22 protein-coding genes are annotated in these 19,583 nt (G+C 59.1%); 17 read left to right on the forward strand and 5 right to left on the reverse strand.

What is annotated here, in order from left to right; genetic code table 11:
• Positions 1 to 22 precede the first annotated feature (22 nt).
• The 3 genes from argJ to ACEN9A_RS05485 all read left to right on the forward strand — a co-directional run bounded on the left by argJ (position 23) and on the right by ACEN9A_RS05485 (position 2,911).
• The gene (gene argJ, locus ACEN9A_RS05475; RefSeq protein ID WP_019651426.1) at positions 23 to 1,240 is read left to right on the forward strand and encodes a bifunctional glutamate N-acetyltransferase/amino-acid acetyltransferase ArgJ; all 1,218 of its coding nucleotides are present in this window, start codon (positions 23 to 25) and stop codon (positions 1,238 to 1,240) included.
• Positions 1,241 to 1,337: 97 nt separating this feature from the next.
• Positions 1,338 to 1,970 (forward strand): glutathione S-transferase family protein, encoded by a 633-nt coding sequence (locus tag ACEN9A_RS05480; protein ID WP_258672579.1) that lies wholly within the window; start codon positions 1,338 to 1,340, stop codon positions 1,968 to 1,970.
• On the forward strand, positions 1,967 to 2,911 hold the full coding sequence (locus ACEN9A_RS05485) for a Nudix family hydrolase (protein ID WP_258672580.1): 945 nt from the start codon (positions 1,967 to 1,969) through the stop codon (positions 2,909 to 2,911). Before ACEN9A_RS05480 ends, ACEN9A_RS05485 begins: the two co-directional genes overlap by 4 nt.
• A gap of 114 nt (positions 2,912 to 3,025) precedes the next feature.
• Here the strand turns inward: ACEN9A_RS05485 and ACEN9A_RS05490 are convergent, their stop codons facing one another.
• Genes ACEN9A_RS05490 through ACEN9A_RS05500 form a run of 3 tightly spaced genes read right to left on the reverse strand, consistent with a single transcriptional unit; the run spans position 3,026 to position 6,609 of the window.
• Entirely contained in the window at positions 3,026 to 3,607 is a 582-nt protein-coding gene (locus ACEN9A_RS05490; RefSeq protein WP_019581489.1) for a cob(I)yrinic acid a,c-diamide adenosyltransferase, read from the reverse strand.
• Between the two features lie 2 nt (positions 3,608 to 3,609).
• Positions 3,610 to 5,646: a sensor histidine kinase gene (locus tag ACEN9A_RS05495; protein WP_026346057.1), complete on the reverse strand. Its 2,037-nt coding sequence runs from the start codon at positions 5,644 to 5,646 to the stop codon at positions 3,610 to 3,612.
• Between the two features lie 45 nt (positions 5,647 to 5,691).
• Entirely contained in the window at positions 5,692 to 6,609 is a 918-nt protein-coding gene (locus ACEN9A_RS05500; RefSeq protein WP_258672583.1) for a putative 2-dehydropantoate 2-reductase, read from the reverse strand.
• 140 nt (positions 6,610 to 6,749) lie between these two features.
• Between ACEN9A_RS05500 and ACEN9A_RS05505 the strand changes: the two genes are divergently transcribed.
• On the forward strand, positions 6,750 to 7,235 hold the full coding sequence (locus ACEN9A_RS05505; RefSeq protein ID WP_018926510.1) for a YajQ family cyclic di-GMP-binding protein: 486 nt from the start codon (positions 6,750 to 6,752) through the stop codon (positions 7,233 to 7,235).
• Between the two features lie 136 nt (positions 7,236 to 7,371).
• Positions 7,372 to 8,214, forward strand: coding sequence for a mechanosensitive ion channel family protein (locus tag ACEN9A_RS05510; protein WP_258672584.1), 843 nt, complete (start codon positions 7,372 to 7,374; stop codon positions 8,212 to 8,214).
• Positions 8,215 to 8,355: 141 nt separating this feature from the next.
• Here ACEN9A_RS05510 and ACEN9A_RS05515 read toward each other — a convergent pair whose 3' ends face one another.
• On the reverse strand, positions 8,356 to 9,684 hold the full coding sequence (locus tag ACEN9A_RS05515; RefSeq protein WP_258672585.1) for an OprD family porin: 1,329 nt from the start codon (positions 9,682 to 9,684) through the stop codon (positions 8,356 to 8,358).
• A gap of 561 nt (positions 9,685 to 10,245) precedes the next feature.
• Here ACEN9A_RS05515 and ACEN9A_RS05520 point away from each other — a divergent pair.
• The 3 genes from ACEN9A_RS05520 to ACEN9A_RS05530 all read left to right on the forward strand — a co-directional run bounded on the left by ACEN9A_RS05520 (position 10,246) and on the right by ACEN9A_RS05530 (position 11,218).
• On the forward strand, positions 10,246 to 10,479 hold the full coding sequence (locus ACEN9A_RS05520) for a hypothetical protein (protein ID WP_413387271.1): 234 nt from the start codon (positions 10,246 to 10,248) through the stop codon (positions 10,477 to 10,479).
• A 103-nt stretch (positions 10,480 to 10,582) separates the two neighbouring features.
• Positions 10,583 to 11,008: an HIT family protein gene (locus tag ACEN9A_RS05525; RefSeq protein WP_007933275.1), complete on the forward strand. Its 426-nt coding sequence runs from the start codon at positions 10,583 to 10,585 to the stop codon at positions 11,006 to 11,008.
• 3 nt (positions 11,009 to 11,011) lie between these two features.
• Positions 11,012 to 11,218, forward strand: a complete 207-nt coding sequence (locus ACEN9A_RS05530) for a SlyX family protein (RefSeq protein WP_019651433.1) — start codon at positions 11,012 to 11,014, stop codon at positions 11,216 to 11,218.
• A 62-nt stretch (positions 11,219 to 11,280) separates the two neighbouring features.
• On the opposite strand, the gene ACEN9A_RS05535 is transcribed toward ACEN9A_RS05530, so the two are convergent.
• A complete protein-coding gene (locus ACEN9A_RS05535; RefSeq protein ID WP_019651434.1) occupies positions 11,281 to 11,883 on the reverse strand; it encodes a cold-shock protein in 603 nt (200 codons plus the stop codon).
• 463 nt (positions 11,884 to 12,346) lie between these two features.
• On the opposite strand from ACEN9A_RS05535, the gene ACEN9A_RS05540 reads away from it, so the two are divergent.
• From ACEN9A_RS05540 to tolQ, 9 genes are all read left to right on the forward strand, one after another.
• A complete protein-coding gene (locus tag ACEN9A_RS05540; protein ID WP_111454753.1) occupies positions 12,347 to 12,685 on the forward strand; it encodes a ribbon-helix-helix domain-containing protein in 339 nt (112 codons plus the stop codon).
• Positions 12,686 to 12,821: 136 nt separating this feature from the next.
• The gene (locus ACEN9A_RS05545; protein WP_010457489.1) at positions 12,822 to 13,043 is read left to right on the forward strand and encodes an FmdB family zinc ribbon protein; all 222 of its coding nucleotides are present in this window, start codon (positions 12,822 to 12,824) and stop codon (positions 13,041 to 13,043) included.
• Positions 13,044 to 13,165: 122 nt separating this feature from the next.
• Positions 13,166 to 14,941, forward strand: coding sequence for an aspartate--tRNA ligase (gene aspS, locus ACEN9A_RS05550; RefSeq protein ID WP_019651436.1), 1,776 nt, complete (start codon positions 13,166 to 13,168; stop codon positions 14,939 to 14,941).
• A 120-nt stretch (positions 14,942 to 15,061) separates the two neighbouring features.
• Positions 15,062 to 15,808: a YebC/PmpR family DNA-binding transcriptional regulator gene (locus ACEN9A_RS05555; protein ID WP_018926501.1), complete on the forward strand. Its 747-nt coding sequence runs from the start codon at positions 15,062 to 15,064 to the stop codon at positions 15,806 to 15,808.
• 166 nt (positions 15,809 to 15,974) lie between these two features.
• The gene (ruvC, locus tag ACEN9A_RS05560; RefSeq protein ID WP_018926500.1) at positions 15,975 to 16,499 is read left to right on the forward strand and encodes a crossover junction endodeoxyribonuclease RuvC; all 525 of its coding nucleotides are present in this window, start codon (positions 15,975 to 15,977) and stop codon (positions 16,497 to 16,499) included.
• 115 nt (positions 16,500 to 16,614) lie between these two features.
• Positions 16,615 to 17,232, forward strand: coding sequence for a Holliday junction branch migration protein RuvA (gene ruvA / locus ACEN9A_RS05565; RefSeq protein ID WP_019651438.1), 618 nt, complete (start codon positions 16,615 to 16,617; stop codon positions 17,230 to 17,232).
• Positions 17,233 to 18,294, forward strand: coding sequence for a Holliday junction branch migration DNA helicase RuvB (gene ruvB / locus ACEN9A_RS05570; protein ID WP_018926499.1), 1,062 nt, complete (start codon positions 17,233 to 17,235; stop codon positions 18,292 to 18,294). It begins immediately after the preceding gene.
• Positions 18,295 to 18,421: 127 nt separating this feature from the next.
• Positions 18,422 to 18,889: a tol-pal system-associated acyl-CoA thioesterase gene (gene ybgC / locus ACEN9A_RS05575; protein ID WP_007933231.1), complete on the forward strand. Its 468-nt coding sequence runs from the start codon at positions 18,422 to 18,424 to the stop codon at positions 18,887 to 18,889.
• Positions 18,879 to 19,574: a protein TolQ gene (tolQ, locus tag ACEN9A_RS05580; protein ID WP_018926498.1), complete on the forward strand. Its 696-nt coding sequence runs from the start codon at positions 18,879 to 18,881 to the stop codon at positions 19,572 to 19,574. Before ybgC ends, tolQ begins: the two co-directional genes overlap by 11 nt.
• Positions 19,575 to 19,583 lie beyond the last annotated feature (9 nt).

Here is a 19,583-nt window from a genome sequence, read left to right on the forward strand (position 1 = left end):
ACATTTTTTAAGGAGCGCATTCATGGCTGTTGGTCTTGGTCCTTTGCCAACGTTGCACCCGGTTGCCGGTTTTGAACTCGGTATCGCCTCGGCCGGTATCAAGCGCCCGGGGCGCAAGGATGTCGTGGTCATGCGCTGTGCCGAAGGTTCCACCGTGGCGGGCGTGTTCACCCTGAACGCCTTTTGCGCCGCTCCCGTGATCCTGGCCAAGCAACGCGTGCAAGGCCCGGTACGTTACTTGCTGACCAACACCGGCAATGCCAACGCCGGCACCGGCGAACCAGGCCTGGCCGCCGCCGAGCGCACCTGCGCCAAGCTGGCCGAGCTGACCGGTGTCGATGCCAGCCTGGTGCTGCCGTATTCCACCGGCGTGATCGGCGAACCGCTGCCGGTCGAGAAAATCGAAGGCGCGTTGCAAGCCGCCCTCGATGACTTGTCGGAAAACAACTGGGAAGCTGCCGCCACCGGCATCATGACCACCGACACCCTGCCCAAGGGCGCCAGCCGTCAGTTCCAGCATGACGGCGTGACCATCACTGTCACCGGCATCAGCAAAGGCGCGGGCATGATTCGCCCGAACATGGCGACCATGCTCGGTTACATCGCCACCGACGCCAAAGTCTCCCGCGAGGTGCTGCAAAACCTGCTGCTGGACGGCGCCAACAAGTCGTTCAACCGCATCACCATCGACGGCGACACCTCGACTAACGACTGCTGCATGCTGATCGCCACCGGCAAGGCCGCACTGCCGGAAATCACCCGTGCCGAAGGCGAGCTGTTCGCCAAGTTGAAACAAGCGGTATTCGAAGTGTGCATGGACGTGGCCCAGGCCATCGTGCGTGACGGCGAAGGCGCGACCAAGTTCGTCACCGTTGAAGTCAACGGCGGCGGCAATCACCAGGAGTGCCTGGACGTCGGTTACACCGTGGCCCACTCGCCGCTGATCAAGACTGCGCTGTTCGCTTCCGATCCGAACTGGGGCCGCATTCTGGCCGCTGTAGGCCGTGCCGGTGTACCGAGCCTGGACGTGAGCAAGATCGACGTATTCCTTGGCGAGGTGTGCATCGCCAGCCGTGGCGCGCGCGCTGCCACCTACACCGAAGCCCAGGGCGCGGCGGTGATGCAGCAGGAAGAAATCACCATCCGCATCGAGCTGGGTCGCGGCGATTGCAGCGAAACCATCTGGACCACCGACCTGTCCCACGAATACGTGAAGATCAACGCCGAGTACCGCACGTAAGAAAGATCGCTTTCGCGGGCAAGTCGGATCGCCCGCGAAGACGAACCACCAGACGCTAAAGATTCTGGCTTGTACTCTTACCAAAAGGCGCCCGAACATGAGCCTCCACCTGATCATCGGCGACAAACTGTATTCTTCCTGGTCCCTGCGCGCCGCGCTGGCCCTCGACCTGACCGGCGCGTCCTACACCGAAGAACTGATCAAGCTGAACCAGCCGGATACCCGCGCACGCGTGCTCAAGCATTCGCCGACCGGGAAAGTCCCGCTGCTGAAAAGCGAACATGGCACCATCGCCGATTCGCTGGCGATTGCCGAGTACCTGGCCGAGCAATTCCCCGATGCCGGCCTCTGGCCCAAAGACACCGCCGCCCGAGCCCAGGCGCGTTCGGCTTGCGCGCAGATGCACAGCGGTTTCTTCGCCATGCGCGGCAACATGCCGTTCGACCTGAGCCACAATGCGCCGTTGTTGCCGACTCCGCCTGACGTTCAGGCCGAGATCGAGCGCATGCTGGCGTTGTGGGCTGAATGTCGCGTGGCCGCGACTGAAGCCGGCCCGTTCCTGTTCGGTGGCGCGACCCTGGCCGATGCGTTTTTCGCACCGATCGCCGTCCGCCTGCGCACCTATCAAGTGAAGCTGCCCGAGGTCGATGCAGCCTATGTCGAAACCATTTACCAATGGCCAGCTTTCAAGGCCTGGCAGAAGGCAGGTCTGGAGGAGGTCGGGCAGTGAAACGAGTACACGTGGCCGCGGCGGTTATCCGCGATAGCAACGGCAAGATCCTCATCGCTCGGCGTGCCGACACCCAGCATCAGGGCGGCTTGTGGGAGTTCCCCGGTGGCAAGGTCGAGGATAACGAATCCGTCGAAATCGCCCTGGCCCGCGAGCTTCACGAAGAGTTGGGCATCGTGGTCAATACCGCGCGACCGTTGATCAAGGTTCGCCACGACTACCCGGACAAGCAGGTGTTGCTGGATGTCTGGGAAGTCTCGGCATTTACCGGCGAACCCCATGGTGCCGAAGGCCAGCCTTTGGCCTGGGTGACTGCGCGGGAACTGCTGGACTACGAGTTTCCGGCCGCCAACCAGCCGATCGTCGCGGCTGCACGCTTGCCCGGCGAATACCTGATCACCCCGGACGGTCTGGAAACCCCGGCCTTGCTGCGCGGTATCCAGAAAGCCATCGCGGGCGGCATCAAGCTGATTCAGTTGCGTGCGCCCAATGGCTATGACCCGCAATACCGCGATCTGGCGGTGGACGCGGCGGGACTGTGTGCTGGCAAGGCGCAGTTGATGATCAAGGGGCCGTTTGAATGGCTGGGGGACTTCCCCTCCGCCGGTTGGCACATCACTGCCGCGCAGTTGCGCAAGTACGCGGCGTCCGGCCGACCGCTACCAGCGTCGCGCTGGTTGGCGGCGTCCTGCCACAACGCTGAAGAACTGGCGCTGGCCGAGCAGATGGGCGTGGACTTTGTGACCTTGTCGCCGGTGCAGCCGACCCAGACGCACCCAGATGCTCAGCCGCTGGGTTGGGAGCAGGCGTCGACTTTGATCGAAGGCTTCAGCAAACCGGTGTTCTTGTTGGGTGGTGTTGGCCCGGTAGAGCGGCAGAAAGCCTGGGAAGCGGGCGCGCAGGGTGTGGCGGGGATTCGGGCGTTCTGGCCTCAGGCTTAGTACCCGATCGTTCCCACGCTCTGCGTGGGAATGCCTCAACGGACGCTCCGCGTTCGGCTCTTGATGGGACGCAGAGCGTCCCGGGCTGCATTCCCACGCAGAGCGTGGGAACGATCAGTTAGAGGGTTTGGCCGCCGGCTGCCAAAGAATCTCGGCAATCCCCTGGCGCTTGGCAATCAGCCGTGCCGCCACAAACAACAAATCCGACAACCGATTGATATACGCCAGGCCCACCCCGGCCAACGGTTCGATCGCATTCAACTGCTGACAACGGCGTTCGGCACTACGCGCCAGGCTGCGGCACACGTGGGCCTGGGCAATCAGCGCCGAACCGCCGGGCAGAATGAAATTCTCCAGCGGCCCCAGTTCTTCATTCCACACATCAATGGCCGCTTCCAGTCGTTCGATTTCTGCCGTGTTCAGTGCCTGATACACCGGCATGGCCAGTTCGCCACCGAGGTCGAACAACCGATGCTGGCAGGGCGCCAATACCTCGATCACTTCGCCAAGCCCGGGAAACTCGCCACTTTGCGCCGCCAACCCGGCCAACAGCACGCCCACCTGGCTGTTTAGCGTATCTACCTCGCCAATGGCCTCGATTCGCGGATGGTCCTTGGGCACCCGGCGGCCGTCGCCAAGCCCGGTTTCGCCTTTGTCGCCGGTGCGGGTGTAAATCTTCGACAAACGAAAGCCCATGGTTACCTCGACAGCTGATTGAGTTCTTGAGAGTTCACCGCAGTGCCCGACAAAGGCAGGCGCAAGGTGAAACAGGTGCCTTGGCCCAGCGTCGATTGCACTTCCATCTGGCCTTTATGGTTGTTGGTGATGATGAAATACGAGACCGAGAGCCCAAGGCCGGTGCCCTGACCGATTTCCTTGGTGGTGAAGAACGGTTCGAACGTGCGTTTGCGCACGCTTTCGCTCATGCCGATGCCGTTGTCCTCGACCTGGATTTCCGCCCACGGCGGATTCAGTTTTGTGCGCAGAATGATCCGCCCCGGTTCGCGGTCGTCTGTACGCTGGTGAATGGCTTGCGCAGCGTTTTTCAGCAGGTTGAGCAGCACCTGTTCCAGTTCGTTGGCGGTGCCGGGTACCGGGCCCAGCGCCGGATCGAACTGGCGAATGATCGCCTGGCCCTTGAAGTCGAAGCCGATGGCCAGGTCGAAGTCGTTGCCGGCGATTTCCACCGCTTGATCGATCAGTGCCGGCAGGTCGCATGGCGCCATTTGCCGAGTGCTGCGGCGGCTGAAGCTGAGCATGTGGGTCACGATCTTCGCCGCCCGCGCGCCAGCCTGCTGAATGCCGTCGAGCAGCTGCGGTACTTCACGCGCTTTCAGGTACTTATTCACCGTTTCCAGTTCGATGCCCATTTGCTCGGCCTGTTCGAGGTTCTTCGGCAGGTCGGGGGACAGACGTCGACGAATGTTCTGCACGTTGTGCAGGATCGCGCCCAGCGGGTTGTTGATCTCATGGGCCATACCGGCGGCGAGGCCGCCGACCGAGAGCATTTTTTCCGACTGCACCATCATCTCTTCCAGGGACAGACGCTGGGTGATGTCGTCGATCCGGATGACCACGCCACGTCCGGCACCGCCCATCAACGGGTAGAACGTCAGGGCGTAATGCCGGGGTTCGTCGTCCTTGGGCCAGGTAACGCGTTCGATCTTGGCCACCGTATGCTGCTCGACGGTTTGCTTGAGCTGCGGCAGGAATGGCTTGAGGGGTTTGAAGGCGAGAAAGATCGGCTGGTTCAAGGCTTCGTCCAGGCGCGTGCCGGACAGTGCGCTGGCCTCCTGATTCCACTGGGTCACGTAAAGCTGCTCGTCGAGGGCGATCAGCGCCGATGGCATGGAGTCGATGATGCTGTTGAGGTAGTTCTGGAAACCGGTGAGTTTTTTCTCGATCTTGCTCCGCACCTGAACTTCCAGTTCCAGCTTGCGGTTGGTGTGACGGGTCTCTTCGGCCAGCCCCTGGGCCTGGTCGTAAGCCGCCTGGGAATCGTCGCGGGCACGCTTGAGCTGCTGCTCCCGGGCCTCGATGCGCGAGAGCATGGTGTTGAACGCTTCGGCGAGGCTGCCGATTTCGTCGTGGTTGCCGCGAGAGGCGCGCAGGGCGTAGTTCTCTTCCCGGGTGACTTGCCGGGACAGCTCTTCGAGCTGATGGATGGGGCGGGTAATCAGGCGTTTGATCTGCCGGGCGATCACCAGCCACAACAGCACGCTGAAGATCAGAATCCCCAGGCTGGCGGTCAGGGTCCCGGTGTAGAACGCCATCGGCAATTCGCTGCTGGCCACCAGCAGCAAATGCCCGGGAGCGGTGCCGGGGCGGGGCAGGGTGATCACTTGATTGCTGCGAAACTCCGTGGCTTGCCAGGCTTCGAGGTGTCGGTAGTGTTCTGGCAGGTTCAGCGTGTCGCCGTGTTGCAGCTGCGCCAGACGCGTACCCGTGCCGTCGTAAAGGGCTGCCGCACGCAGTGGTGAATAACTGTTGAGTTCGTTGAGCAGGCGTTCGGCGTTTTGCGGCGACTTCAGGGCGTCGGACACCAGGCTCGGGTTGGACACCAGTCGGCCGATGGTCTGCAGGGCCTGGGGGGCCATGCTTTCCTGGGAGATGTAATACGCGGCACTGATAAAGGTCAGGTTGGCGACCAGCAACACGGTGGTCAACAGCACCAGCAGGGCGGCCAGCAGTTTTTGGCCGACCGGAAGGTTTTCAAGGCGCTGGCGCAATGGCATCAGGTTCATCGCTGAAAAGGAACAAGTGGCCAGCGTAGCCGCTGCTCAGTCGCTGGGCAATCCAAGGCTGTGCAGATGAGCGATCAAGCGCTGCTGCAATTGATTGAGGTGGGGCAGGTTCAACTGATGCCGCGACGCAACTTTGCAGGCATAGCCCAAGAGGTAGCTGATTTCGGTGCGGCGCTGATTGGCGACATCCTGGTACATCGAGGAGAAATTGGTCGCGGTCGCCTTGATCACCCGTTCGACTTCCTCCCGGAGGTTTTCGGCTGCCGCCGGCTGGCCGCAGCGCTCCAGCAGTTCGGTGAGTTCGGCGCACAGGGTTGCCACTTCGCACTGATGTTGCTGCAAACCGCCGTTGCGGCATTCGTGCAATACGGTCAACGGGTTGATCGCACAATTGAGCGCCAGCTTGCGCCACAGCCTGGTGAGAATGTCGGTGCTCCACTCATGGGGAATGCCGGCGTCGCTCAAGTCCTCCAGCCAGAACGGTGCCACCGGATGGCCGGCATCTCCCAGCCAGGTGTAACCATGACCGGCAAACACCACGCGCCAGTCGCCATCGCGAAACGCGCCTTCGGTACTGGAAGCGAAGATGCAGCGGGCATGTGGGACTTGCGCGGCGACGGCGTCCTGGCTGCCAAGGCCGTTTTGCAACAGGATCAGTTCGGCGTCCGGTGTCAGGCGGTGGGCGAGCTGGGCCACGGCTGTTACGGCGTCATAGGCTTTACAGGCCACCAGCAGACGGCTGATCGGCCCGTCGCTGTCGGCTGTTTCGCCGGGCACCGGGTACAGCTGCGCTTCGCCGTGCTCGACCAGCGTCAGCCCGCCCGCCGCCTGATAGGCCTGCAGGCGTGCCGCGTCCCGTACGATCAGCCTGACCGGCACTGAGGCCCGTGCCAGACGGGTGGCCCACAACGTGCCGAGGCTGCCGGCACCCAGAACGTGCCAAGGGGTCGACATCAGCTTTTTGCTCGGTTTGATGCTGGCATGTGAGGCTCGCAGTATCGGTTGGAAAAGACCCGTTATAATGAGCCCGATTTTAACCGCAAGCCAAGCGCGCTCCATCGTTATCGAGCGCGCCTTTTTATTGGAGAAATTACATGCCGTCGTTCGACGTGGTATCCGAACTGGACAAACACGAAGTCACCAACGCGGTCGAGAACGCCGTCAAGGAACTCGATCGTCGTTATGACCTGAAAGGCAAGGGCAGCTTCGAGTTCAAGGAAAAAGACCTGACCGTCAACCTGACCGCTGAAGCCGATTTCCAGCTCGAAGCGATGATCGAGATCCTCAAGCTGGCCCTGGTCAAGCGCAAGATCGACGTGCAATGCCTTGAAGTCAAGGATGCCTACGCGTCGGGCAAGCTGATGAAGCAGGAAGCGGTCCTCAAGGAAGGCATCGACAAAGAGCTGGCGAAGAAAATTGTCGCCCACGTCAAAGATGCCAAGCTCAAGGTCCAGGCTGCCATTCAGGGTGAGCAGGTGCGCATCACCGGTAAAAAGCGTGACGATCTGCAGGAAGCCATCGCCGCCCTGCGTGCCAAGACTTTCGACATGCCGCTGCAGTTCAATAACTTTCGCGACTGATCTTTCAAGCGGGAACCTCTCGGCGATTTCGACGTCCGAGGCCCAAGCAACGGCAGAAACGACCGAGCCTTATGGGTTCGGTCTTTCTGCCGCTCATTTTTTGCGTGCCGGGTAGCCGGAAATCAGGAGAAAGTTGATGGATTTGAATACTGAAGTGGACAACCTGGTCAAGGCGTCTCAAGCCTGGATTCCGATGATCATGGAATATGGCAGCCGCGTGTTGCTGGCGGTGATCACCCTGGCCATTGGCTGGTGGCTGATCAACAAAGTCACGCAAAAACTGGGCGGCCTGTTGGCGTTGCGCAACGCCGACCTGGCGCTGCAAGGCTTCATCAGCAGCCTGGCGAACATCATCCTCAAGGTGCTGTTGATCGTCAGCGTGGCGTCGATGATCGGTGTGGAAACCACCTCCTTCGTCGCGGCGATCGGTGCGGCCGGCCTGGCCATCGGTCTGGCCCTGCAGGGCAGCCTGGCGAACTTTGCCGGCGGCGTGCTGATCCTGTTGTTCCGTCCGTTCCGTATCGGTGACTGGATCGAAGCCCAAGGTGTTGCCGGTACTGTCGACAGCATCCAGATCTTCCACACCGTACTGCGCACTGGCGATAACAAAACCATCATCGTGCCTAACGGTAATCTGTCGAACGGCATCATCACCAACACCAACCGTCAACCGACCCGCAAAGTAGTATTTGATGTGGGTGTGGCTTACGAGGCGGACTTGCAGAAGGCCCGTGAAGTGTTGCTGGAGCTGGCCAAGGATCCGCGAGTATTGGCTGAGCCGGCACCGGAAGCGGTGATTTCCACATTGGGCGACAGTTCGATTACTGTTTCCCTGCGCGTGTGGGTGAAAACCGCTGACTATTGGAGTGTGATGTTCATGTTTAATGAACATTCGCGCGATCGCTTGAAGACTGCCGGCATCGATATTCCATTTCCGCAGCGGGTTATTCGCGTGGTGCAGGAATCAGCAGCGGTGTAAGGATCAGTCGATCAACTAATGTCTGACCTTTCGGTCAAATATTTTGCAAGCCCCGATCCTCTAAACACAATGCTGTAGCCAATAAAAAAGGCCCATCCGAAGATGGGCCTTTTTCGATTACCGCAAACTAACTTTCTGCAATTACAGAATGTTGAGCGGGTAGTCGGTGATCAGGCGGAACTCAGAGATATCGCCTTCGCCTTCGTCTGCGTTGGCGGTGTGCCATGCTTGACGGATGCGGAACGACAGATCTTTAGCTGGGCCGGACTGAATTACGTATTTAACTTCCACGTTGGTTTCGTGGTGTTTGCCGTCTGCACCGTACAGGCCAGCGTAAGGGCTGCCTGCTGGAGTGTTGGTGCCGTCGATGTCCCAACCTTTCACGTAACGGGTCATGAAGCTCAGACCAGGTACGCCGTATTCAGCCATTTTCAGGTCGTAACGGGCCTGTACCGATTTCTCGCCAGGGGCGTTGAAGTCGGAGTACTGGATGGAGTTGGCGAGGAAGATCGAGTCGCCACCGCGGTTGTTTTTACCCACGCCGATATAGTCGAACGGAGTATCGCCATTCACTTTCTGGAAGCCCAGGGTGATGGTGTGTGCCTTCAGGAACGAGAAAGCGGCAGCGAGGGAGTAGGCGGTGTTATTGATTTCGCCTGCTTTAGCGCTACCAGTGTCCCTGGTGTTGTAGATGTTACCGTCGAAGTTGATCGACTGATCGCCACCCAATGCGAGGGTGTAGTTCGCGTTGGCGTAGTACTGGTTCCAGATGTCTTCGAGCTTGGCACCGTAGAGCGAAACGCTCAGGTCTGGGGTAATGCCGTACTTGCCGCCGAAGTAGTCGATGGAGTTGGCTTGCACGCCAGCGTAGGTTGCCCACAGGTCGCCATTACGAGCATTTCGGTCCTGGCTGGTTGCCGAGTAGAAGTGACCGGCTTCGAGGTCAAGGTCTTTGACTTCGCTGCTCTGCAGTTGGAGACCGCTGGCAGTTTGGTGAAGAATGCGGGAACCGCCTACAGCGAACACCGGAGAGGTGCTTGGCTGCATGTCGCCGATTTTCAGCTCGGTCTTGGAGATGCGGAACTTGGCGGCAGCGCCGGCTTTGCCCTGGTTGTTTTCGACCTCGCCATCATTGCCAACGGGCATGTTGCCGGTACCCGAATACTTGTCGGAACCGTCCAGCTTAATGGCCAGTTGGCCCCAAGCTTCAACGCCAACACCGATCAGACCTTGGGTGTAGCCCGAGCTGTACATGCCCTGGATGCCCTGGGTCCAGTCTTTGTCATCGACGGCGCCGTCTTTCTTGTTACGGTTGTAGTAGTAGTTGCGAACCAGCAAGTCGAGCTTGCTATCTTCAACAAAACCTTTGGCGTCAGCCTGGTCACTTACGAAAGGTGCGGCCGTAGCCAATTGAGTACTGGCTGCTGCTGCAACTGCCAGTGCGATCATGCTCCACTTCATCACGCGCATCGTGATTTGCTCCTTTGGTTTTTAGAAGAGTACTGCCGTCCCACCTGTTTTATTATCTGGGCGGCTCTTTCTTTTTGTGTCGGCGCAAACTTATATCACGCCGACCCTATTGGCGATACTTGCGCATCTAACCTTTCAGCTTCTTTACGACCCTGTCGCAAATGGCTTGATCAATGTCGCAAATTCACAATCCCGACACAATCGGACTGACAACTTCAGCGCTGTTTTCCAGGGCTTGAGCATCGGTAAAAAAGAGTCCTTGGTCCTGCACTTGAATCTCCATCGGGCAACCCTGCCACTGTTTTTATTGGTCTTCAGGCTTCCACTTCCAGCGGAGCGCTTATAGACGATACGGGTGTTAATGCAACAAGCGTGCACAAACCAGAATTCTGTTGCTGTTTTTTTCTGAAAGCCTGCCTGTTGCTGTTAAAGCCTCATAAAACCGGGGGGTTCAAGCTCGTTTTTCTTAGGCTTGACGCCATGCTTTGCATCGTGGTTACCACATCGGCGTTGCGGGGGTGACAACCAAAAACGTTACCGGTTCACCCCGCCAGTGAGTAATTGGCGGATGCTGACGCACTGAGCGTAGACGCGTTGTGCGGTTTTGGTGCAAAAAATTTTATTTCCTGTACTGAATTCACACATGGTGGCTTTGCCGTGGGTTCGAACGGTGCGTTGTTTATGGGGGGGGTCGGCGTTTTTTCCGTGATGGCCGGTTCCGTCATGGTGCGTCCCGAATCAAAATGGCGCATCTCGACGCGCCCGCAGGACGGTGCTGGCGGCAGTTCGTCGTGAAGCGTGTGGCGTTCGCAGGTATGCTGCCGTCCTGTCGCTTGGTGCGCCGTCTTTCGGTGGGGGCGCTAAGCTGAAAAAAGATGACCAGAGGGGAGTGTGCGCTGTGTTCGCTTTAGATCCACGACTTCAACAAGACACGTTGCCAATCGGCGATTTCCCGCTCTGCCGGTTACTGCTGTCCAACGATTCGAATTACCCCTGGTTCATCCTCGTGCCACGCCGTGAGGATATCAGTGAAATATTTCAGCTGGATGGCGCAGATCAACAGCAGCTGTGGCGCGAAACGACTGAGCTGGCGGAAATCCTCAAGGACTCGTTCGACGCGGACAAGTTGAACGTCGCGGCCCTGGGTAACGTCGTCAATCAGTTGCACATGCATGTGATTGTGCGCAAGCGTGAGGACGCCGCCTGGCCAGCTCCGATCTGGGGCAAACAGGAGGCCAAGCCATACAGTTCAGAGCAGATCGCGACGATTCGCGAGCGACTGCGTCTGGTGTTGACCGACGATTTCAAGTTTCTGGAGGGCTGAATCATGAGCCTCGACGAACGCGTTACCGATCTGGAAAGCCGGCTGGCGTTTCAGGATGACACCATCCAGGCATTGAATGATGTGCTGGTGGCGCAGCAGCGTGTGGTCGAGCGTCTGCAGCTGCAAATGACAGCGATGCTCAAGCGGCAGGAGGAAATGGTCGGCCAGTTCGAGTCCTTCGAAGAAGAGGCTCCACCGCCGCATTACTGAAATGCAGGGCATAAAAAAACCGCGAACAGTCTGAACTGTTCGCGGTTTTTTTTAGCCTTGAATCAGCGGCGCGGCAGTGCGGCGATCACATCTTCGGCTTGCAGGCCTTTGTCACGATTCATGACAGAGAACTCCACGCGCTGGCCTTCCACCAGAACGCGGTGGCCTTCACCGCGAATCGCCCGGAAATGCACGAAAATATCATCGCCGGAGTCGCGGGAAATAAAGCCGAAGCCTTTGGAGGTGTTGAACCATTTGACGGTGCCAGTATCGCGGTTGCTCATGTCATAGCTTGGCGCGGCGGCGGCCGGTGAAGATTTGTAGAAGCTGATGGCCAGGTGCAGGAATACGGCGATCAGGGCAGCGACCAGGCTGAACAGAACGGCAGGTTGACCGGCGATGACAGGCATCGGGGCGATCAGCGTCAGGGTTTGCAGTACGACAGCCAGAACCAGCAAGGCGCTGACCAGGTTTTGCAATTGATGACGCGGGCCTTTGTTCCAGTAAGGGATAACAGGCGCAAGGGTGAGGTTGAGTAGGCCGAAAAAGGCCAGGTAAAGCGCATCGGGTTGTTGCAGGTAAGGTACCGCTTCGGATCGCAGGCTAGGGATGAAGGACAGCAGCAGGGCTGCTGCGCCCATTAGCAGGTGGACGATTTTCAACATTTTGATTAACTCACGTTAAGACGGATCACAAGGAAGAGCTGATAGAGCACGGTTCGCTTCAGAACAATAAGAGGCGTTGGGCACGTACCTGATATCAGCCTATGCGCAGCCCCCGGAAAATAGGTGGTAGCGACACACTGCCTATTTAACAGCAAAGCCTGCGGCTACTCAAATCAGGCGGTCCGGCGGCGCTTCCATTGGCATGGCGCGCGGATGACGCTGCTGAGTGTTATTCGTGCGCTGTGTTTCTCGGATCTTTCGCCTTTTCGTTGAGTGATATTGCGTCAGTTTTCGTAGGAAATCGTCCGGCCTAGGACGAGCTCCATGATCGCCCCTTCGTTGTTGGCTTATCCTACGTTGATGGTCATAAAGTCATCTGGATATACCGTAGCGCCTGCGCTTTTATAAGGAAACGGAATATGGCCTTTACAAGCAGCAAGGATGACAAAGGAGTGTCAACGGTATGGTTCATGAAGACAGGCAAGGCGAGGGGAGGAACGGTCCACTCAAGGATATAAGGATTGATTCACTTGTCGGCGAATTCGATATGGGGCTGGCCCAGCCCTTATCCCGGTCGGTGCGTTTGAATGGTTTTGCGACCTGTTTGCGGCTTGAACAGGTCTATTGGGATATTTTGGGCGACATGGCCAAGGTCAATTGCTGTTCGGTCAGTGCGCTGTTGTCCCATGTGGACCGCGAAGTGCACTTGCGCCATGGCGGGGTGAAAAACTTCACCGGGTTGGTGCGGGTTGTCTGCGTCGTGCACAGCCTGAAGGAGGGCAGTTGCCCCGTCATGGCTTAGCGAGAGCAGCTGAATGAGTCGAGTGTCGGTCTGTGCAGTCTTACGGCTGCACAGGCTGCATTTAATGGATATAATCCCGCTCTTTGCCGCAAAGCCCTGCATGCGCGGTAGCAATCTGATCGCCGAGACAACCCCCATGCCGATGTACGATTACCAATGTGCTTCCTGTGGTCATCAGTTGGAAGCCATTCAAAAGATCAGCGCAGCACCGCTGGTCGACTGCCCTGCCTGCCAGGCGCCAGAGCTTAAAAAGATGCTGTCCATGCCCGGTTTCCGCCTCAGTGGCACCGGCTGGTACGAAACCGACTTCAAGACCGGTTCCAAGAAAAATCTGGCCGGTGGCGACAAAGCTGACTAGGGTCTAGCGCCCGGGTTGAACGACACGCGCGAGCTCTTGCATCATCTGGCACCTTATTCAAGTGCGGTGGTGCGGCAAGACCTCCACCCGAATTTCGAATTACGAGAAGTGAAACCACTACCATGATGCGCAGCCATTATTGCGGCCAACTGAACGAAAGCCTGGAAGGCCAGGAAATTACCCTTTGCGGATGGGTTCACCGTCGCCGTGACCATGGCGGGGTGATTTTCCTCGATATCCGTGATCGTGACGGTCTGGCCCAGGTGGTGTTCGATCCGGACCGTGCCGAGAGCTTCGCCGCCGCCGATCGCGTGCGCAGCGAGTACGTCGTGAAGATCACCGGCAAGGTTCGCCTGCGTCCGGCCGGTGCAACCAACGCCAACATGGCGTCGGGCATGATCGAGGTCCTGGGCTACGAGCTGGAAGTGCTGAACGAATCGGAAACCCCGCCGTTCCCGCTGAACGAGTTCTCCGACGTTGGCGAAGAAACCCGCCTGCGTTATCGCTTCCTTGACCTGCGTCGCCCTGAAATGGCCGAGAAGCTGCGTCTGCGTTCGCGCATGACGACCAGCATCCGCCGCTATCTGGACGAGAACGGTTTCCTCGACGTCGAGACGCCGATCCTGACCCGTGCGACGCCGGAAGGCGCGCGTGACTATCTGGTGCCGAGCCGTACTCACGCCGGTTCGTTCTTCGCCTTGCCGCAATCGCCGCAGCTGTTCAAGCAACTGCTGATGGTGGCCGGCTTCGATCGCTACTACCAGATCGCCAAGTGCTTCCGCGACGAAGACCTGCGGGCTGATCGCCAGCCGGAATTCACCCAGATCGACATCGAGACCAGCTTCCTCGATGAAAAAGACATCATGGGCCTGACCGAAGGCATGATCCGCAACCTGTTCAAGGAAGTGCTGGACCTGGAATTCGGCGAATTCCCGCACATGACCTTCGAAGAAGCCATGCGCCGCTACGGTTCCGACAAGCCAGACCTGCGTAACCCGCTGGAACTGGTGGATGTTGCCGACCAGCTCAAGGAAGTCGATTTCAAGGTGTTCAGTGGCCCGGCCAATGACCCGAAATGCCGTATCGCCGCCTTGCGCGTTCCAGGCGGGGCGAGCATGCCGCGCAAGCAGATCGACGATTACACCAAGTTCGTCGGCATCTACGGTGCCAAGGGCCTGGCGTACATCAAGGTCAACGAGCGTGCTGCCGGTGTTGAAGGTCTGCAGTCGCCGATCGTGAAAAACATCCCGGAAGCCAACCTGAACGTGATCCTCGATCGCGTCGGTGCGGTCGATGGCGACATCGTGTTCTTCGGTGCCGACAAAGCCAAGATCGTCAGCGAAGCCCTCGGCGCGCTGCGGATCAAGCTGGGCCATGACCTCGAGCTGCTGACCTGCAAGTGGGCGCCAATGTGGGTCGTCGACTTCCCGATGTTCGAAGAGAACGACGACGGCAGCTTCAGCGCCTTGCACCACCCGTTCACCGCGCCGAAGTGCACTCCTGAAGAGCTGGAAGCCAACCCGGCCGGCGCTTTGTCCCGTGCCTACGACATGGTTCTGAACGGCACCGAGCTGGGTGGCGGTTCGATCCGTATCCACCGCAAGGAAATGCAACAGTCGGTCTTCCGTCTGCTGGGTATCAACGAAGCGGAACAGGAAGAGAAATTCGGCTTCCTGCTCGACGCCCTGAAATACGGCGCGCCGCCGCACGGTGGTCTGGCCTTCGGTCTGGACCGTCTGGTGATGCTGATGACCGGCGCCCAGTCGATCCGTGAAGTGATCGCCTTCCCGAAAACCCAGAGTGCTGCGGACGTGATGACGCAGGCTCCGGGCGTGGTAGATGCCAAGGCGTTGCGCGAACTGCACATTCGTCTGCGCGAAACGCCAAAGGCAGAGTAAGGCTGACCGCAAAGGCGCATCCTGTGGGATGCGCCTTTTCTTTAGGTCGAGATTTTTTTGTTGCTGGCCGACACTCCCTGTGTGGCGGGCGATGTTACAAAGAGAAATTCGGAGCGAGTTATGGCGGGTCATTCCAAGTGGGCGAACATCAAGCACCGCAAAGAACGTCAGGATGCCAAGAAGGGCAAGATTTTCACCAAGTGGATTCGTGAACTGACGGTCGCTGCCCGTCAGGGCGGCGCTGATCCGGGCTCCAACCCGCGTCTGCGTCTGGCGCTGGATAAGGCGCTGGGCGCGAACATGAGCCGTGACATCATCGACCGCGCGGTGGCGCGTGGTGCCGGCGCTGCCGATACCGATGACATGGTCGAGCTGACCTACGAAGGCTATGGCCCGGGCGGCGTGGCAGTGATGGTCGAATGCATGACCGACAACCGCAACCGCACCGCAGCCGCTGTTCGTCACGCGTTCAGCAAGTGCGGCGGTAACCTCGGTACCGACGGTTCGGTGGCTTATCTGTTCGAACGCAAAGGGCAGATTTCCTTCGCGCCAGGGGTTGATGAAGACGCGCTGATGGAAGCAGCCATGGAAGCCGACGCCGATGACGTGGTGACCAACGAAGACGGCTCCATCGACGTGTTCACCTCGTTCGCCGGCTTCTATTCCGTGCGTAACGCCTTGGAGGCCGCAGGCTTCAAGGGCAGCGATGCGGAAATCGTCATGTTGCCGACCACCAGTGCCGAGCTGGATCTGGAAGGCGCCGAGAAGGTTCTCAAGCTGATCGACATGCTCGAAGACCTGGATGACGTGCAGAACGTGTATTCCAACGCGGACATTCCAGAGGCGGTGGCCGCGCAGCTCGGTTGATGCATCGATAAAGATCGCAGCCTTCACCCGGCCCCTACGCTGTACCCGTAGGAGCTGCCGAAGGCTGCGATCTTTTGATTTTCAGCTTTTTAATTAAAAGATCGCAGCCTTCGGCAGCTCCTACACAGTTATCCTCAGCCAACCGCGATCTCTTTCTGCAGGCGTTATGACTTTAATTCTTGGTATCGACCCCGGCTCGCGTATCACCGGTTACGGCATTGTTCGCGATACTGGCCGTGGTTGTGTTTACGTGGCATCGGGCTGTATCCGCACCGGTGCTGGCGAGTTGCATGAGCGTCTGCAGATCGTCTATCGCGGCGTGCGTGAAATCATTCAGACTTATGGCCCGGTCACCATGGGCATCGAAAAGGTGTTCATGGCGCGCAATGCCGACTCCGCGCTGAAACTGGGGCAGGCCCGTGGCGCGGCGATTGTCGCCGGCGCCGAAGAGAGCCTGGAAATTGCCGAGTACACCGCAACCCAGGTCAAGCAGGCCGTGGTCGGCACCGGCGCCGCCAATAAAGAACAAGTGCAAATGATGGTCATGCACATGCTGAAACTGACCAGCAAGCCGCAAATCGATGCCTCGGATGCCCTGGCCATCGCGATTTGCCACGCTCACACCCGTTCCAGCCTGTTGCCCCATGGCTTGGGCGCGGCACGCAGTCGTGGCGGGCGCCTGCGTCTCTGATAGCATCAGCAATCATTTTTTGTGGGATGAGGGTTTTGCGCCTGTGTTGTCGGCGCAAAACCCTTGTTCTGTCAGTCGCCAGCACTGATCTGGCCAACGCTCAAGGATCTGAAACGTGATTGGACGCTTGCGCGGCACTTTGGCTGAGAAACAGCCGCCGCACCTGATTCTGGATGTAAACGGTCTGGGGTATGAGCTGGAAGTGCCCATGACCACGCTTTATCGCTTGCCGTCGGTCGGTGAACCGCTGACCTTGCACACCCATTTGGTCGTACGCGAAGACGCGCAGTTACTCTATGGCTTCTTCGGCAAGCGTGAGCGAGACTTTTTTCGCGAACTGATCCGTCTCAATGGGGTAGGGCCGAAACTGGCGCTGGCCCTGATGTCGAGTCTGGAAGTCGACGAGTTGATCCGTTGCGTGCAGTCCCAGGACACCTCGGCGCTGACCAAGGTGCCGGGCGTCGGCAAGAAGACTGCCGAGCGTTTGCTGGTGGAGCTCAAGGATCGCTTCAAGGCCTGGGAAACCGTGCCGGCGATGTTCGCGCTGGTGCCAAACCAGCCAGGCGGGCCAGACGCGCCGGCTCCGGTGGCCACCGCCGAAAACGACGCGGTCAGCGCGCTGATTTCCCTGGGCTACAAGCCGCAGGAAGCCAGCAAGGCGATTTCCGCGATCAAGGAGAAAGGTTTGAGCAGTGAAGACATGATTCGTCGTGCCCTGAAGGGAATGATCTAAGTGATTGAAGCTGATCGTCTGATCGCCGCTACGGGTGGCCCCCGTGAGCGCGAAGAAGTCCAGGACCGGGCGATTCGTCCCGTCAGCCTGGCCGAATACATTGGCCAGCCGACCGTTCGCGAGCAAATGGAGTTGTTCATCCAGGCCGCGCGCGGGCGCAATGAATCGCTGGATCACACCCTGATTTTCGGCCCGCCGGGCCTGGGTAAAACCACCCTGGCCAACATCATTGCCCAGGAAATGGGCGTGTCGATCAAAAGCACCTCGGGGCCGGTCCTCGAGCGTCCTGGTGATCTGGCTGCATTGCTGACCAACCTTGAGCCCCATGACGTGCTGTTCATCGACGAGATCCATCGGTTGTCGCCGATCGTCGAAGAAGTGCTGTACCCGGCCATGGAAGATTTCCAGCTCGACATCATGATCGGCGAAGGGCCGGCCGCGCGCTCGATCAAGCTCGATCTGCCACCGTTTACCCTGGTTGGCGCAACGACCCGTGCCGGTATGCTGACCAACCCGTTGCGCGACCGTTTCGGGATCGTCCAGCGCCTGGAGTTCTACAGCACCGCCGACCTGGCAACGATTGTCAGCCGTTCGGCGAACATTCTCGGTTTGCCGCTGGACCCGGAAGGCGCCTTTGAAATCGCCCGGCGTGCCCGTGGCACACCGCGAATCGCCAACCGCTTGCTGCGCCGGGTCCGGGATTTTGCCGAGGTTCGTGCCAAGGGCCACATCACCAAACCGATCGCCGACCTGGCCTTGAACCTGCTGGATGTCGATGAGCGTGGCTTCGACCATCAGGACCGACGCCTGCTGTTGACCATGATCGAGAAGTTCGACGGTGGGCCGGTGGGGGTGGACAGTCTGGCCGCTGCGATCAGCGAAGAACGCCACACCATTGAAGATGTGCTGGAGCCGTACTTGATCCAGCAGGGCTATATCATGCGCACGCCGCGGGGGCGGGTAGTGACCCGGCATGCGTATTTGCACTTTGGCTTAAACATTCCGTCACGATTGGGGGAGATGCCCGTGGTAGACGAGTTCCTCGATGCCGTGGACGATTAATCACCTTTGCGCGCTGATTTATTCGGGGTTTGTGCTGTCCCAGGACGGTACTTTCGCCAGAAAGCCGCGAATCAATGAAAAACAGTTGCCTGGCCGGATTGGCAACCTGAGGAGTAAGCACTAGAGTATGCGCGCGCAAAACGGGCTTGAGCCGTTCGCACATCGTTGTCGCGTTTATTACGAGGACACCGATGCCGGCGGCATCGTGTATTACGTCAATTACCTCAAGTTTATGGAACGGGCTCGAACCGAGCGGCTCCGAGAGCTGGGCTTTGCCCAGTCGGCGCTGGCAGGGGAGGACCTGTTGTTCGTCGTGCATTCCAGCGAAGCGCGTTACCACGCGCCGGCGCGACTGGACGACGAGCTGCTGGTAAGCGCCGAAGTAATTGAATTGAACCGGGTCAGCCTGCGCTTCAAACAGCAGGTCAGGCGGGCTACGGATAACGTGCTGCTCTGCGAAGGGCAGTTTCTGGTGGCCTGTGTGCGCACTAACAGTTTGAAACCCCGGGCCATTCCCGAAGCTCTACGTGCGGCCTTTGCCGACGTGAGCGGCGCGGGTACACACTCAAAGCAGGAGATAAAGCGTGGAAGCTAACGTCGTCGACCATTCCTCCATGTGGAGCCTGGTCAGCAATGCCAGTGTCGTGGTGCAACTGGTAATGCTGATCCTGGTAGCCGCATCGGTGACCTCGTGGATCATGATCTTTCAGCGCAGCAACTTGCTGCGCGCCGGTCGACGTGCCCTGGAGAGCTTTGAAGAGCGCTTCTGGTCCGGTATCGACCTGTCCAAACTCTACCGTCAGGCCGGCAGCAACCCTGATCCGGATTCCGGCGTCGAGCAGATCTTCCGTGCCGGCTTCAAGGAATTCTCCCGTCTGCGCCAGCAGTCGGGCGTTGATCCGGAAGCGGTCATGGAGGGCGTGGCGCGTGCCATGCGCGTAGCCATCTCCCGTGAGGAAGAGAAGCTCGAGCAGAGCCTGCCGTTCCTCGCCACCGTCGGTTCCGTCAGCCCGTACATCGGTCTGTTCGGTACAGTCTGGGGCATCATGAACTCCTTCCGTGGTCTGGCGACCGCCCAGCAAGCGACCCTGGCCACTGTGGCTCCAGGTATCGCCGAAGCACTGGTTGCTACTGCGATCGGTCTGTTCGCCGCCATCCCGGCCGTTATCGCCTACAACCGTTTTGCTGCCCGCAGCGAAACCCTGCTGGGCCGCTATTACACCTTCGCCGACGAATTCCAGGCGATCCTGCACCGCAAAGTGCACACCAGCGAAGAATAAGCAGGTAAT

The sequence above is a fragment of the Pseudomonas sp. Pseusp18 genome (genome assembly GCF_059506005.1).

Bases quoted from the DNA above. Each gene is read 5' to 3' on its own strand.
- argJ (WP_019651426.1), top strand. From the start codon at position 23: ATGGCTGTTGGTCTTGGTCCTTTGCCAACGTTGCACCCGGTTGCCGGT.
- ACEN9A_RS05480 (WP_258672579.1), top strand. From the start codon at position 1,338: ATGAGCCTCCACCTGATCATCGGCGACAAACTGTATTCTTCCTGGTCC.
- ACEN9A_RS05490 (WP_019581489.1), bottom strand. From the start codon at position 3,607: ATGGGCTTTCGTTTGTCGAAGATTTACACCCGCACCGGCGACAAAGGC.
- ACEN9A_RS05495 (WP_026346057.1), bottom strand. From the start codon at position 5,646: ATGCCATTGCGCCAGCGCCTTGAAAACCTTCCGGTCGGCCAAAAACTG.
- ACEN9A_RS05500 (WP_258672583.1), bottom strand. From the start codon at position 6,609: ATGTCGACCCCTTGGCACGTTCTGGGTGCCGGCAGCCTCGGCACGTTG.
- ACEN9A_RS05505 (WP_018926510.1), top strand. From the start codon at position 6,750: ATGCCGTCGTTCGACGTGGTATCCGAACTGGACAAACACGAAGTCACC.
- ACEN9A_RS05510 (WP_258672584.1), top strand. From the start codon at position 7,372: ATGGATTTGAATACTGAAGTGGACAACCTGGTCAAGGCGTCTCAAGCC.
- ACEN9A_RS05515 (WP_258672585.1), bottom strand. From the start codon at position 9,684: ATGCGCGTGATGAAGTGGAGCATGATCGCACTGGCAGTTGCAGCAGCA.
- ACEN9A_RS05530 (WP_019651433.1), top strand. From the start codon at position 11,012: ATGAGCCTCGACGAACGCGTTACCGATCTGGAAAGCCGGCTGGCGTTT.
- ACEN9A_RS05535 (WP_019651434.1), bottom strand. From the start codon at position 11,883: ATGTTGAAAATCGTCCACCTGCTAATGGGCGCAGCAGCCCTGCTGCTG.
- ACEN9A_RS05540 (WP_111454753.1), top strand. From the start codon at position 12,347: ATGGTTCATGAAGACAGGCAAGGCGAGGGGAGGAACGGTCCACTCAAG.
- ACEN9A_RS05545 (WP_010457489.1), top strand. From the start codon at position 12,822: ATGCCGATGTACGATTACCAATGTGCTTCCTGTGGTCATCAGTTGGAA.
- aspS (WP_019651436.1), top strand. From the start codon at position 13,166: ATGATGCGCAGCCATTATTGCGGCCAACTGAACGAAAGCCTGGAAGGC.
- ACEN9A_RS05555 (WP_018926501.1), top strand. From the start codon at position 15,062: ATGGCGGGTCATTCCAAGTGGGCGAACATCAAGCACCGCAAAGAACGT.
- ruvC (WP_018926500.1), top strand. From the start codon at position 15,975: ATGACTTTAATTCTTGGTATCGACCCCGGCTCGCGTATCACCGGTTAC.
- ybgC (WP_007933231.1), top strand. From the start codon at position 18,422: ATGCGCGCGCAAAACGGGCTTGAGCCGTTCGCACATCGTTGTCGCGTT.